Here is a 14,510-nt window from a genome sequence, read left to right on the forward strand (position 1 = left end):
GGGCGCGAAAAGAAGGGAAAAGTGGGTAGCCCAGTAACTGGCGGCTAAATAGTGGCCAGTTGCCGTAGAGAAACGCCACAGTCGTGACTGTGGCGTTTTTTTTGTACCTGCGGCGAGGATCAGTAGGCCGTTTTGCCCGTGTGGTTGTTCAGCGAGATGATCTTGGTTTTGCCGATACGGTGACGGTAAATTTCACGCAGGTACTTGATGGCTTTTTTCACGCAGTCTCGAGAAAGGCGGATGTCATTGATCGACACAAATTTGTCTTTGTCGTTAATCAACTCACGGTATTTCTTCTCGTACATCGGCTTGATCGCGTACCAGTTGGTGTCGAGGATTTTGGCCGGGTTCTCGAACTCGTTGAGCAAGTCATCAATCTGGCTTTCATCGAACGCGTCACCGGTGATGAACTCCAGCATCGAATCATCCAGCGTGTCGTCAAAACGGTAAGGATTTCGCGCAAAACAGCGTTTGATAAAGGCAACTATCAGCGTGAGAAAGTCGTCCGACAAACAGGGGCTTTTGGCGATCAATGTTGTCAGCGACAAGTTGGCCGAGGCACCGATGACCAACGCATAACGCTTGAGCGTGGTATTGGGGAACAGGCTATTGAGGTGGGTCTTGAGTCGGTTCAAGTCCATGTAAGACAGCTTGTAGTCCTTGGGCAAGGACACAATCGAAACCACCGAAGAGCAGTTCTTGAAGAAATGCAGGTCGTGCAGCGCCGCGGCGTCGTAGCCCGAGTGCTTGTATTGCTCCAGGGCTGCGCGGTAACGCTGAGACTCGATCGGCAGCAAACTGATGCCTTCGATAGCCTGGGTGTCCTTGTTGAAGTGCGGCAAGTCGATGGAGCGAAAGAACAAGTCGTCAATGTCCAGACGAGGTGGCTCTTTTTCGAAGACTTTGAATTTGTCGGTTCCCGGCACAGGTTGTTCGGGCACGACGGATTCTGCGTAGGCAATGGCTACGGGGCCCGCCAGGCTCATAAACAAATCGTTGGCATCGAGGCGGATGGTTTCGCCAATGTCGATCCCGGCACGGCGGAAGTAATTCTGATCGTAGTCAGTGGTCACCGCCTGCGCCGTCAGAATGTTGAAGATCTGCTGCGAGATGTATTGGTTGGCGTGCTTTTCCATCGCGTTGACGTCGATGTTCTGGATGTTGCCGTCATCGCTTTGTTCGGCGTAACGCATGATGTCGTTGGAGATCAACATCATGGCGTTCCAGGGGCGAATACGGCCCATGACGCTGGCTTCGCTGCTGTCTTCATTGTCGAAGTTGTATGAGAAGTCCCATTCTTCTGACAGGTATTTACACAGCAGTCGGCCCGCGTTGATGTGTAAGGCTTCGGACATTTCGCTGCGGTGATCGGAAATGTTCGGCAGTACGCAGATGCCGCTGGTGAAAATAGGCTCGAACACAAAGGCGTGACCGCTCTTGCTGTCATGTTCATCGGCCGGTTTGGTGTCGAAGGTTTTGTTCATGTACGAGAACTGCTGCGCCAGACCAAACTCCGAGGCCATGCCCGAGCCTGTCCCGCCGCCTGCGCTGAAAATCGAAAAGTACAGGCGCGACTGGTTGGCTTTGATGCCGCAGGAGTCGATCAGGTAGGAGTGGATCAGTTTCCAGTCCGGGCTGGAGAAGCGCTGCGCATCCTTGTTGAGAATGATCTTGGCCAGATACTGACCCAGAATCGGCGCGTTACCGGCGCCGCCTGCGTGGACTTCCGACAAGTCCATGATCTTCATCTTGCTGTAGTCGCGGATGAAGTTACTTTTCTCACTTTTGCGTGAAAAGCGAATACGCCCGGCGATGTCTTTGTCCAGGTCACCCAGCAGCACCAGCGGTTCGACCAAAAACACAGGTTTAGTGGCTTTGTTTTGCACCAGTCGCAAGTTATTACGAATCCATTGGCCAGGGTTGTAGCGTTTGTCTTCGTGTTGCGGGTCGATGGTATTGAATTCGTTGAGGTAGAACTTGCGGGCGTTGTACACCAGTTCGGCAACGTCCAGCGCAATGTTGGACCCGCAGCGCCCCAGGCCTATCAGGCACACCGAGGGGAATTGCTGCTCGACACGGCTCTCGCTGTCGTCTTCAACCAGCTCGGGTTGGGGGAACACCAAGTCCCGTAAACCATCAAGGTTTTCGAGGATACGGTCGGTATTGGTTTCGGTGAAATACAGGTATTGCTGAGTCGCCAAGGGTTGCTGGCTGGAATAGTTTTTCGATGAACGTAGGGGCTCGTTTATTGTTTTTAGAGACACTTCAGAGACCAAGGGTGTCGCATTATTGTTCGACGTCATTGTGTGCCATCTGTCTGGGCTGGACGACTGTTGAGGGATGTTCAACAGGCCAAAACGAGGGTGGGAATCGCGCACTAACGGGGCGATAAGGGTATTCGCACGTTCTAATCCATATTTTGTATAGGGGATTAAACGGTACGGATAGAAAAGAATCGGCCTGAGGCGGTCGTTCTTTAATGGCTCTTTTCGAGCAGCGAGGGGGATGCTGGCATTTTACTGGCTTGAGAGTTGAAACGTTGCGTAGTCAAGGGTCTCAGGCGGTCGTTTATTGAGCTGTTGGAGCAGCGCATTTAACTCCTCGAACGGCACGGGGCGGCTGAGCAGAAAGCCTTGGATAAAGTCGCAGTTGTACTGGTTGAGGAAAGCGAACTGTTGGTGCGTTTCAACGCCTTCGGTGACCACTTGCAGGTGCAACGTGTGGGCCATCAAGATGATGGCCTGGACGATTTCCATGTCCTGACTGGACTTGGGGATGTCTTGGATAAACGAGCGGTCGATTTTCAACGTGTTGAGCGGCAGTCGTTTCAAGTAAGCGAGCGATGAGTAGCCAGTGCCGAAGTCGTCAATGGACAGGGATACGCCCAGCGCCCGAATCTGTCGCAGCAGTTGCGAGGTATTACTGATGTTGCCCATCAGCGCGTTTTCGGTGACTTCAAGCTCCAGCCGGTTAGCGCTGATGCCCGAGGTGCGCAGGGCGCTCTCAATCTCATCAGCCAGTTCCACACGTACCAGGTTGAGTGCCGAGCAGTTCACTGCAACGCTGATGTCTTTCCAGCCAAGATCGGTCAAGGCTGCAAGGTCGTGGCAGGCCTTGCGCAGCACCCAGTTGTCGAGTTCGGCAATCAGGCCATTGGCTTCGGCAATGCTGATAAAGCGCTCTGGCCCCAGCAGGCCATGCTCCGGGTGGTGCCAGCGGACCAAGGCTTCGAGTTTGGCCACCTGGCCACTTTTGAGGTCGAATATGGGTTGGTAATGCAAAAACAGCCCGTGATCTTCACGCAAGGCATGGCGCAGCTCTTCTTCGATTTGCAGCTCAAGAGAGGCTCGGGCTTTGAGGTTTGAGCTAAAGAAATTCAGGCTGTTGCGGCCATTGTCTTTGGATTGGTACAGCGCCAGGTCGGCATGTTTGAGCAGTTCATCAATGGTGGTGCCATCGTCAGGGAACACACTGATACCGATGCTGGTGGTCATCACCATGTTTCGCCCGGCAAGCTCGATGGGATCTTTCATTTTGAGCATGATGCGCTGCGCCATTTGGCGGGCTTCTTCGCGATTGTTCAGGCTGATCAATATGCAGAACTCATCGCCCCCAAAGCGCGCAACCACATCTTCGTGACTGCGGGTGGCGCTCTTGATTTGCGAGGCAATCACTTTGAGCAGTTCGTCCCCCGCATCGTGGCCAAGGCTGTCATTGATGCGTTTGAAGTGGTCGATATCGAGGAACATCACCGCCAGCATGCTGTTATTGCTGGCGCGTTCAATCAGCTTTTCGGCAAACAGCTGGTTAAAGCCGCGACGGTTGATCAAGTTGGTCAACGGGTCGTAATGCGCCACTTGTTGTAAGGAGGCGCGGGCCTGATCCAGTTGGCTGAGCAGGGCGTTGACCCGCCTGAGATCGTGCTCTTTGAGTTGCAATTTTTTGTCCACCAGCGCTGCGCTTATGCTGCTGCCAATGAGCAGCAAGGCAATCAGCGCCACCATCAGGGCCAATTGCCAGTGGTTATTTTCTATGTGCGGCTGCACGTTGCTGCCCAGGGGGGCAAAGGTGTGCAGCGCCCACATGCCGATGAAGTGAACACTGGTAATGGCCAGGCCTGCGGCCAGGCTGATGGCGTACTTGTAGAACTGATGCGCCAAGCCGCTGGTGGTGCGCAATGACTTGGCCAGTAACAGGGCGGCATAACTGGCGACTATGGCGATCACGAATGACAGGGTGAACAGGGCGGGGTTGTAGTGCTGTTGACTGCTGGAGTGCATGGCTGACATGCCGACGTAGTGCATGGTGCAAATGCCCAGCCCGAACACCAGCGCGGTGAGTATCAGCCTGGGGCGCGTGAGGGGTGTTTGGGTGAGGATTTGCATCGCCACAATGGCTGCGAGTAAGGCGATAAACAGCGAGCCAATGGTGATGCCCAGGTCGAAGTGGATATTCAATGGGGATTCAAAGGCGAGCATGCAGATAAAGTGCATGGCCCAAATGCCGCCCGCCAGAGAGCAGGCGCCTATCCAGCGCCACACCGTTTTGGCCGTGGTTTTTTCCGCGTTGCAGGCGCGTTCAAACATGTGCAGGGTGGCGAGGCTGGCGGCACAAGCGACTAAAAATGCCAGAAACACCAAATACGGGTTATGACTGCTGTTGAGCGCCAATTGCCCGTTTGCGGTGTGCTCCCCAATAAACTGCAGCCCCAGCCATTCCATAGCATCCCTCAACACTGAGTGCAGGTTTGCCAGTCGTCAGACGCTAGCTTGCTCTGAAGTGTAGAAGCTGAAATGGGGGAAAAAACGATGATGGCAAGATGATGCCTATCATTTTGCGATTAAACACGGCTTTGACCGTGTTTAACGCTATAAACCCTGCCTTGAACAAGGGGGTGACCCTGTAGGCGCTCGGTTGCTCGCGAAAAAACAACGCATCTCATCAGATGGGACGCATTGTTTTGTTTCGTGGGCAACTCGCTCCTACAAAGTGTGTGGCGTTAGCCTGCAACCAATACGCGAATCGCTTCAAGGCGCAGGGCAGCTTTTTCAAGCATGGCCAGACCTTGCTCACGCTGTTTGCGCAAGGCAACCAGTTCGCTGTCACGCACGCTTGGGTTCACGGCTTGCAAAGCAGTGAGGCGGGCCAGTTCTTCTTCGGTGTCAGCGGCCAAGCGACGTTGGGCGTCGGCGACACGTTCAGCATGACGCGGCGCAATTTTGGCCTCACCGGCGTTGATTTTGGGTGTCAGTTGATCGCGCTGGGCCTGCACGAACTTGTTGGCGCTGGCACGTGGCACGCTTTCGAGCTGCTCATTGAGCGTCACGAAAGAAACCCGTGAGGACAGGTCATTGCCGTTAGCGTCGAGCAAGCAGCGCAGAGCAGCAGGCGGCAGGTAGCGGCCCAGTTGCAGCGCGCGCGGGGCGACCACTTCGCTGACGTAAATCAGTTCAAGCAAGACAGTGCCGGGTTTGAGTGCCTTGTTCTTGATCAGCGCCACCGAGGTGTTGCCCATCGAGCCGGAAAGCACCAAGTCCATGCCGCCTTGCACCATCGGGTGTTCCCAGGTGATGAACTGCATGTCTTCGCGTGACAGGGCCAGGTTGCGGTCGTAGGTGATGGTCACACCTTCGTCGTCACCCAAGGGGAAGCTGGCGTCCAGCATCTTCTCGCTGGGCTTGAGGATCAGGGCGTTTTCCGAATGGTCTTCGCTGTCGATGCCAAAGGCGTTGAACAGGGTTTCCATGTAGATCGGCAGGGCAAATTGATCGTCTTGCTCAAGAATCGCTTCAACCAGCGCTTCACCTTCACCTGCGCCGCCAGAGTTCAGCTCCAGCAAGCGGTCACGGCCAGTGTGCAGTTCTTGTTCAAGCCGCTCGCGCTCGGCGCGGGCTTCATTGATCAGGGCTTGCCACTCTTCGTCATCGCCGGCTTCCAGCAACGGCAGCAGGCGGGGGCCGAACTGGTGTTGCAGGGCGTTACCGGTCGGGCAAGTGTTGAGAAAGGCGTTCAGGGCTTCGTGATACCACTGAAACAGGCGCTGCTGAGGGCTTGGCTCAAGGTACGGCACGTGCAGTTCAATGGTGTGTTTCTGGCCGATACGGTCCAGACGACCAATGCGCTGCTCCAGCAAGTCTGGGTGTGACGGCAGATCGAACAGTACCAAGTGGTGTGCGAACTGGAAGTTGCGGCCTTCACTGCCGATTTCCGAGCAGATCAGCACTTGTGCGCCGAACTCTTCGTCTGCGAAGTAGGCGGCGGCACGGTCGCGCTCAAGGATGTTCATGCCTTCGTGGAAAACCGTGGCAGGGATGCCGGAGCGCACGCGCAGGGCGTCTTCCAGATCCATTGCGGTTTCAGCATGCGCGCAGATGACCAAGACTTTGGTGCGCTTGAGCATCTTGAGGGTGTCAATCAGCCACTCGACACGCGGGTCGAAGTTCCACCAGCGCTGTTCTTCGTTGGCATCCGGCAGGGCCTGGAAGCTGACCTCCGGGTACAGCTCGGCGTGTTCGCCCAGCGGCAACTCAAGGTATTCGTCCGGGCATGGCAGCGGGTAAGCGTGCAGCTTGCGCTCCGGGAAGCCCTGGACAGCGGCGCGGGTGTTACGGAACAGCACGCGGCCGGTGCCGTGGCGGTCGAGTAGTTCACGCACCAGGCGGGCACTGGCTTCAGCGTCCCCTGCATTGACGTCTGCGAGCAGGGCATCGCCCTCAGCGCCGAGGAAGCCGTGAATGGTTTTTTGCGCTTCAGGCGACAGGCTGCCTTTGTCCAGCAACTCCTGTACGGCCTGGGCCACCGGGCGATAGTTTTCGCTCTCGGCACGGAAAGCGGCGAGGTCGTGGAAGCGGTTCGGGTCCAGCAAACGCAGACGAGCGAAGTGGCTGTCTTGGCCCAATTGCTCCGGGGTCGCGGTCAGCAACAGCACGCCAGGGATGGTTTCGGCCAGTTGCTCAACCAACGCGTACTGGGGGCTGACGTTGTCTTCGTGCCACACCAGGTGGTGCGCTTCGTCGACAACCAGCAAGTCCCAGCCCGCTGCAAAGAGCGCGTCCTGAGCTTTTTCGTCATCAACCAGCCATTCCAGTGCCACCAGTGCCAGTTGGGTGTCTTCGAAGGGATTGCTGGCATCGCTTTCGATGAAGCGTTCTTCGTCGAACAGGGCTACTTCAAGGTTGAAGCGACGGCGCATTTCCACCAGCCATTGGTGCTGGAGGTTCTCTGGCACCACGATCAGCACACGGCTGGCACGGCCGCTGAGCAGTTGACGATGGATCACCAGGCCGGCTTCGATGGTTTTACCCAAGCCTACTTCGTCGGCCAGCAGTACGCGCGGCGCGATGCGGTCGGCGACTTCGCGAGCAATGTGCAGTTGGTGTGCGATAGGTTGCGCACGCACGCCACCCAGGCCCCACAGTGGCGATTGCAACTGACGGCTGGTGTGTTCGAGGGTGTGGTAGCGCAGCGAGAACCAGGACAACGGGTCAATTTGCCCGGCAAACAGCCGGTCGCTGGCCAGGCGGAACTGGATAAAGTTCGACAGCTGGGTTTCGGGCAGGGTAACGGTTTCGTTCTGCTCGTTCAGGCCGTGATAGACCATCAGGCCATCGGCATCATCGACCTCGCGTACAGTCATCTTCCAGCCTTCGAAGTGGATGATGGTGTCGCCTGGCGAGAAACGTACGCGCGTCAGCGGTGCGTTGCGCAGCGAATATTGACGGGTTTCGCCAGTGGCCGGATAGAGCACGGTCAATAAGCGACCGTCCTGTGCCAGAACGGTGCCTAAACCTAACTCAGCTTCGCTGTCACTAATCCAGCGTTGCCCCGGTTGATACTGCTGCGCCATGCTGCCTGACTCCCGCTTTGAAAAAGCCGAGTATATTAACGGATCAAGGGCCTCAGTCCAAAGGACTCTGACAAAAAGCTACGCGTAGGGATTTAGTCAGTCATGGGTTTACGACCGGCGGCTCAAGTCGAACCGTCTGGGGCCGACAGCTTGAATACAGGAGAACAATAATATGCTGCCGCCGATCCTACCTCTCAGCCTTGTGCCCGTGACCTCTCAGCAAGACCCGGTTCGCCCGCGTCCCGATATTCCCCCCGTTGTGCCAGCCCAGCCAAGTTCAGGCGACAGTACGATCAACCTGAAAAATCAGGACAGCGATCAAGCCACGTTGCTGCTGCGCGAAGAGCAACAGCGCCAGCAGGACAAGCGTCGTCGTGAAGCGGCCCAAGGGCAGGAAGTGGTGGTGGTGCCGGGCGATGAGTTGAATGAAGACAACACCGTGCCGGTATCCCCGCTGATTGATGGCGCGCCACGCCAGGGGTTGTGGGTTGATATTGAGGTTTGAGTGTTTTTTCTGGTCAGGGCTGGAGGTGCGTCGCATTATTAGCGCATTGCCGATACCCACTGACAGTGATCCCATTTCGTTATGAGCCAAGACAACAAGCTGGTCGACCTGGGCGCCGAACGCGCCAAACGCGTGCATGACCTCAATGAAAAACGTCTGAATGAAGTGCGCCAGGCGTTTGAGCAAGCGATGCCGCTGAAAAGTCCCAAGAAAAAAGCGAAGAAAAAGCCTAAAAAGCGCTGAACATCGGCGTTTTTCATGATCTGTATCAACTATTCCCTCTAACACCCTGCTGGCCGGAGTCACTATTGATCCCGGTCAAGTTCCTTGCCTGCGTGTCTGGTTAAGCTGGCTTCACACAAACAAACACGCGCAGGAGGCCGTCATGTTTCTCGATAATGTGGTTATCGCTGGAGTACTTACCGTCGGTCTCATGGTTTTATTTTTCGCGGGGTTAGGGATTTTTATCTGGAAAGACTCCCAGAAGCGCAATAAGTAGCGCCGGGTCTTTTCGAGTAACGAGCACGCAAGGCATTTTGGGCGACTTCGGTCGCCTATTTTTTTGCGTGCGTGTTTTGCAAGGCTTGCGGTTGTTTTGGGGACAGGTTGCGAGCCGTTCAAGCGCCGGCCTGGGTGCCATCCCCTCAAACCCGAGGCATAAAAAAAGGTACGGCCCGTGAGGGGCGTACCTTTTTTAGTGCGCGCTGCTTAGGCGAGGGCTTTGGATGCCAGCCAGAACAGTGTTGCAGACAGTGCGATAGTGGCCGGTAAGGTCAGTACCCATGCCATCAGGATGGTCTTGATGGTGCCGCCTTGCAGGCCGCTTTTGTTGGCAACCATCGTACCCGCTACACCGGACGACAAAATATGCGTTGTCGATACCGGCAAGGAGTAGATGTTGGCCAGCCCGATCGCAAACGTGGTGGTGATCTGCGCCGACATGCCTTGAGCGTAAGTCATGCCCTGCTTGCCGATCTTCTCACCGATGGTTTTAACCACACGTCTCCAGCCCACCATGGTGCCCAGGCCCAAGGCCAGGGCGACCGCCAGAATCACCCAGAACGGGGCGTATTCAGTCGTGGCCGTCAGGTCCTTGCGCAGTTTTTCGAGGTCGGCTTTTTCGCGTTTATCGAGCACTGGCAGCTTGCTGACTTTCTTTGCCGTGTCGTCCAGGCAAAGCAGGTAGCGACGGATCTCGATACGCTTTTCAGCCGGGATCGAGTGGTAGTCCGCTACGCCTTTAAGCGAGCTGAGCAGGGCTGCGATGGTCGGCTCGGTTTGCTGAGGGTTGCAACTGAACTGTTCCGGCAAGTCGCCTTTTGCGCTCTTGCCCAGTGCCAGAAACTCGCTCAGGGTGGCGTTATTGCGCTGATAGAACTGGCTCAGGTGCAAGGTGGCGTCGCGTGTACGCTCGATCTGATAAGTCGTGCTGTTGAGGTCCAGTACGAAGACGCTCGGCACGATACCGATCAATACCAGCATGATCAGGCCAATGCCTTTCTGGCCATCGTTGGAGCCGTGTACAAAGCTCACGGTCATGGCCGAAATGACCAGTACCAGACGGTTCCAGAACGGCGGGTGCTTTTTGTCGTCCATCTTGCGGCGCTGTTCCGGGGTTTTGTGCATCTTGGAACCCGGACGCCACCATTTAAGGCCGATCAAGACCAACGCGGCAACCACAAAGCCTGCCAGGGGCGAGAATACCAGCGAGGCGCCGATGTCGATCGCCTTTTGCCAGTTCACACCCTCACTCACCGGAATCCCGGTGATCAAGGCATTGGCCAAACCCACGCCCAGGATCGAGCCGATCAAGGTGTGCGAGCTTGAAGCCGGGATCCCGAAGTACCAGGTGCCCAGGTTCCAGGTGATGGCAGCGGCGAGCAGTGAGAACACCATGGCCAGGCCATGTCCGGTATTCACATTCACCAGAAGCTCTACGGGTAACAGGTGGACGATGGCATACGCCACGCCCACACCGCCCAGCAAAACGCCGAGAAAATTGAACACACCGGAAAAGAACACCGCCAGGTGAGGCGGCATGGCTTTGGTGTAGATGACAGTCGCTACCGCATTCGCGGTGTCATGAAAGCCGTTGATGAACTCAAACGCGAGAACAAAGGCTAGGGCGAAGAAGAGGCTGATAAGAACCCAGGCATCCAATCCGCTTAATAGATCGATCATGAAGGTTTTCTGACACGGTCATAAAGGGGGCCGGATTATGCCAGAAAACCCCGGTAATCGATGCACTAGCTGCTCGTTGGTAACATCTGTAAATGAAAAAACCTGTCAGACCGGATCGCTTCAACGGGTGGGATGCTGGTTACAAGCCGCTGATATCAAAGGCTATAAGCCATTGAGCAGGTGATGTGTCAGCCTTTATGCATGTCTGAATCATGCGTATGAAATTTCTTGTCCGGGAGGTTTATGAAGCGACATTCCGTCATCGATGCTGACATTCGCTCCCCGATTTCAAAGAGAGGACGCGCATGGACTGTGTGTGGAACCTGCTGGCACAGAGGCTATGGCTCTTCAGGTTTCAGCTCTTTTTCGATTTTTTGGATTTCTTGGGTAAATGCCTGATCGATCAGGCTGGCGCGTTTGCGCCAAGGCTTACGCTCAGGCTCAGGCTGAGCCGCGTAAGTCGTCACTTCACCGCCGTAAACGTCCTTGTAACGTTGTTCCTGTCGCTCAAGTTCTGCGCGCAGTTCGTCTTTCGTCACAGTGTTACCTAATGGAGTAGAGAGTGAGTCGGGTGAATCCTAGTTGCTCCGTGCAGGGACGGATTAACAGCCCTGCGTATTTAAAACAGGCACGCCGTTTGTAGTTTCAATCATGAAACTGTACGCCGTCGTTTTGAGGTAGCCCCTATGCGAGCGGCCGGTTTATCAATAGCTGATTTAAACCACGGTACTGAATAGGCCACCGGTCTTCTTAACAAAGATGAATTCAAGGTGGCGTGCGAGGTGTACTGCACCGTGCAGGAGCACAACAGCCGCTACTATCGCTGATGGACTTTGCAGGCGTCAACTTTCCTGTGCAGGCGCATGGCCGCCCTGGCTGATGGGCGGTACAGAGTGGTTTGACTCACCCGTGAACAGGGCTGGCGCCTTACAACTTAAGTTAGCGCTTCATGTGATGTTGAGTGCGCGTGATATAGAACGGGCGTGCTACAGCAACTCACTCAGGACTATGTGGCGCAGAACTTAAACCTGTCTGAAAGTACTCAGCAAGTTTTCATGCCCGCGAGGGGGGGTAATAAAGCGTGGTTATACAGTGCTTATGTTGCCTGTGTGAGGCGCACACATTAGCAATGGCTGCTGACATGCTGCCCGGCAGCCATATATGAAACACAGCGCGAGTCAGACAGTCGCGAGGATGAAAATGCGTTTGAACGGGAACAGCGTCTGGCCATTGGCTTCTTGTGGGTAGTGTTGATGCACCACACGCAGGTATTGCTCAATGAAGCGTTCTTTCTCACGCTCGCCCAGTGCCAGTAACACAGGGCGCAGTGCGGAGACTTTGACCCAGTCGAAAATAGGCGATGTTCCTTCGACTACTTGTAAGTGTTCGGTTTCCCAAATATCCAGCTCCTTCGTCAGGGGGGCCAGTAATTGGTAATAGCTTTTAAGTGAGAGCACCGTACGTTCGGCCATGAATTGGCGCAGACGTGCAGAGCCAAGGGGTCGACCCTGCGGGCCTCCGGTTTCCAGGGTTTCCAGCATTAATTCGTACCACAGTGCATCGCGCCAGTTAGGCATGTGCGCGGCGAGGCACCCGCCGGTGTTCAACTGGCTCAATAACTGCGGGAGCAATGATTGATGATCATTGATGAAGTGCAACACAGCGGCGGCAAATAAAAGGTCCGCCGGACTTTGCGCCCGCCATTCGCGCACATCACACTTTTGCCATAACGCTTTAATGGGTAAATAAGTCGCCTCTTCCAGCATTTCGGCAGAGCTGTCGATGCCGGTCAGGTCAGCCAATGGCCAGCGTTTGGCGAGAAGTTGCGTCGCAATGCCGGTGCCGCAGCCCAGATCATAGATACGTTGCGGGTGTTCCAGGTCGACATGGTCCAGCAGCTCAAGCACCGGCCGCTCACGCAGCCGGGCAAATTGTTGGTAGGACTTGGCGTCCCATTGGGTGTTGGCAGTCCGTGCCGGGGGTGTCTGAACATTGGCAAGCATGAGGTGGTCCTCCAGTGCATTTCAGAGTTGTCTTCCGATGACATTGAAAGTTCGTAAAGCAACAGCGCAGCCACGTCGGGTGTCTTCCTGACGCAGCAGTGACAGCAATTGGCGAAGGCTGGGGGCTTCGGTTTGGGCGGCGGTTTGCGCGCTCGCCATGCGCACCGCATTGCCCAGCGACCAGGTGGCCGCCGTGATTTGTTCAAACAGCAACGCGAGTTTTTCCACCATGGCCGGGTCCAGCAGGTCTACGGTGTCGGAGACCAAGGACAGGGCGTCGACCAGATTGTCCAGACGGCCGCTTTGAATCAAGGGCTCAAGTTTGCTCAGCAGGTCGCCCAGATCGAGGGGGGACTGATCAGTGATAGGGTTTTGGCTAACCTGATCGTTGTCGGGTGTTTGATTGACGTGTTCCATACGTACGCTCCTCCCGGTATCGGGTCACAGCATTCCACGGGCGACAGCCCAATACAGTCCGCGGTTAAATCCGTTTCTGAGTAAACCGCCGAGTTTGGTCGGCGGTGTTGGCAGCACATCGACTTGGTAGTCGTACCACAACGGCATGCCGGCATTCAGGCCCATTTGAGCGACGGCCTGCACCCGGCCGTCATAGACACTGACGTTAGTGCCCAAGCGAACCTTGCCCGCAATGTTGTTGGCGATGACCGGCCCCTGATTGTGACAAGCACCTCCGGCTTTGCTGATGGGCAGGTCAACCGTGTCACCGATCACGTAAACGTTTTCCAGGCCATACACTTCAAGGGTTTCATGATGGGTAGGCAGCCAGCCTTCATGGTTCTGTGCCTGCGACACACCGCTGTTGAGCACTGCGTCCACGGCGCGAATGGGCGGAGTGGCCATCAAGATGTCGAATGGTTGCTCATCGCCCTCAGCGCTGTACGCAATGCGTGCGTCGGGATCTACCTTGCTCAGGGTGAAACTGCGTCGGAACTGTATGTTTTTTTGCTCGAAAACCCCCGGCAGCACATCGCCCACCCGGCGCTGCATAAACAGGCAGTTACGCATCAATTGCGCTGTAGTGGGGTAGGTGTAGATGATTTCGATTTGATCGCGTACCCCGCGTTTGCGCAAAAAATCATCCAGCATCAGGGTCGTTTCTACAGGGGCAATGCCGCATTGATGCGGCACGTTGGGTGTCTGGGGGAACGATACGGTGATAAAAATGCGGCCTTTTTTGATCGTGCTCAAGCGTTCTGCCAATTGTCTTGCCGGTGTGTATTGATAGAAGTGGTCGCCAGCTTCTTTCAGACCCTCGATACGTTCTGGCGCAGGCACGCATCCTGTGGCTATCACTAAATAGTCATAGCCATAGCGTCTGCCACTGGCGGTATGCAGGGCTTGAGCGTTGAAGTCGAAGCGGGTGACCTCGTCAACGTTGAAATCGATTTCGGGTCGCAGCAGCGATCGCTCAGAGCGTTTTAGCTCCTCCTCGAAGAACTGGTTGAATGCCACGTACATGAAGGCGGGCTTGTAGTAGTGGTCGGGCGAGTTTGAAAGCAACGTCAGTTGCACATCGCCTCGATTGATTTCTGGATAGAGTTTGGTGACCAGTTGGTTGGCGAGCAATGTGCCCCCCACACCGCCACCGACGATGATGATTTTTTTTAGCATTGCGTGACCTCCGTGGTCGGGTCGTCACGCGGCTGCCTGAAAAGGGCCGTGCACTGACCTGTTGTTTTAAACACGCACACAAAATCCGGTTATCGAGATAACTGTATGTGGTCGGTGCTTTTTCGCCAGCCGAGTGAGCAGGGTGCAAAAGGGAGGGGAATGTTGGCTCGATAAGGGAGCGGCACCTATCAGGCGTGTTAAGTGCTTATCAAAGAACCGTTTTTCTACACAGGGGGCGATTAAATCGACGTGGTGATGGGCTGCATGCAACCGGTTTGATGGATTAAATGACGTGTTTAATCCGGATGGACGGGGAGGATTCGACAGAAGCAGTGGTGATTTA

11 protein-coding genes are annotated in these 14,510 nt (G+C 55.5%); 3 read left to right on the plus strand and 8 right to left on the minus strand.

From position 1 onward, the window contains the following. Nucleotides 1-119: 119 nt before the first annotated feature. The 3 genes from ACP7A4_RS02740 to rapA form a co-directional block, all read right to left on the minus strand. A complete protein-coding gene (locus tag ACP7A4_RS02740; RefSeq protein ID WP_426245426.1) occupies nucleotides 120-2,303 on the minus strand; it encodes a hypothetical protein in 2,184 nt (727 codons plus the stop codon). Between the two features lie 213 nt (nucleotides 2,304-2,516). Continuing rightward, nucleotides 2,517-4,721, minus strand: coding sequence for a putative bifunctional diguanylate cyclase/phosphodiesterase (locus ACP7A4_RS02745; RefSeq protein ID WP_426245428.1), 2,205 nt, complete (start codon nucleotides 4,719-4,721; stop codon nucleotides 2,517-2,519). 278 nt (nucleotides 4,722-4,999) lie between these two features. Then, nucleotides 5,000-7,846, minus strand: a complete 2,847-nt coding sequence (rapA, locus tag ACP7A4_RS02750) for an RNA polymerase-associated protein RapA (RefSeq protein ID WP_059764837.1) — start codon at nucleotides 7,844-7,846, stop codon at nucleotides 5,000-5,002. Nucleotides 7,847-8,018: 172 nt separating this feature from the next. Here rapA and ACP7A4_RS02755 point away from each other — a divergent pair, with 172 nt between their 5' ends. From ACP7A4_RS02755 to ccoM, 3 genes are all read left to right on the plus strand, one after another. Next, nucleotides 8,019-8,351: a hypothetical protein gene (locus ACP7A4_RS02755; protein ID WP_048362732.1), complete on the plus strand. Its 333-nt coding sequence runs from the start codon at nucleotides 8,019-8,021 to the stop codon at nucleotides 8,349-8,351. Between the two features lie 81 nt (nucleotides 8,352-8,432). Further along, nucleotides 8,433-8,594 (plus strand): hypothetical protein, encoded by a 162-nt coding sequence (locus tag ACP7A4_RS02760; RefSeq protein ID WP_087148758.1) that lies wholly within the window; start codon nucleotides 8,433-8,435, stop codon nucleotides 8,592-8,594. 142 nt (nucleotides 8,595-8,736) lie between these two features. Then, on the plus strand, nucleotides 8,737-8,850 hold the full coding sequence (gene ccoM, locus ACP7A4_RS02765) for a cytochrome c oxidase subunit CcoM (protein ID WP_019411060.1): 114 nt from the start codon (nucleotides 8,737-8,739) through the stop codon (nucleotides 8,848-8,850). Between the two features lie 209 nt (nucleotides 8,851-9,059). Here ccoM and ACP7A4_RS02770 read toward each other — a convergent pair whose 3' ends face one another. The 5 genes from ACP7A4_RS02770 to ACP7A4_RS02790 all read right to left on the minus strand — a co-directional run bounded on the left by ACP7A4_RS02770 (nucleotide 9,060) and on the right by ACP7A4_RS02790 (nucleotide 14,167). Continuing rightward, the gene (locus ACP7A4_RS02770) at nucleotides 9,060-10,532 is read right to left on the minus strand and encodes an inorganic phosphate transporter (RefSeq protein WP_048362733.1); all 1,473 of its coding nucleotides are present in this window, start codon (nucleotides 10,530-10,532) and stop codon (nucleotides 9,060-9,062) included. Nucleotides 10,533-10,870: 338 nt separating this feature from the next. Then, the gene (locus ACP7A4_RS02775; RefSeq protein ID WP_048362734.1) at nucleotides 10,871-11,071 is read right to left on the minus strand and encodes a hypothetical protein; all 201 of its coding nucleotides are present in this window, start codon (nucleotides 11,069-11,071) and stop codon (nucleotides 10,871-10,873) included. Nucleotides 11,072-11,710: 639 nt separating this feature from the next. Beyond that, nucleotides 11,711-12,535, minus strand: coding sequence for a methyltransferase domain-containing protein (locus ACP7A4_RS02780; protein ID WP_059764835.1), 825 nt, complete (start codon nucleotides 12,533-12,535; stop codon nucleotides 11,711-11,713). Nucleotides 12,536-12,556: 21 nt separating this feature from the next. After that, nucleotides 12,557-12,952 carry a hypothetical protein gene (locus ACP7A4_RS02785; RefSeq protein ID WP_426245432.1) on the minus strand — a complete coding sequence of 132 codons (396 nt, stop codon included), beginning with the start codon at nucleotides 12,950-12,952 and terminating at the stop codon, nucleotides 12,557-12,559. A 24-nt stretch (nucleotides 12,953-12,976) separates the two neighbouring features. After that, on the minus strand, nucleotides 12,977-14,167 hold the full coding sequence (locus ACP7A4_RS02790; protein WP_426245434.1) for an NAD(P)/FAD-dependent oxidoreductase: 1,191 nt from the start codon (nucleotides 14,165-14,167) through the stop codon (nucleotides 12,977-12,979). Nucleotides 14,168-14,510 lie beyond the last annotated feature (343 nt).

The organism is Pseudomonas sp. TWR3-1-1 (assembly GCF_049896545.1).
Taxonomy (GTDB): domain Bacteria; phylum Pseudomonadota; class Gammaproteobacteria; order Pseudomonadales; family Pseudomonadaceae; genus Aquipseudomonas; species Aquipseudomonas weihenstephanensis.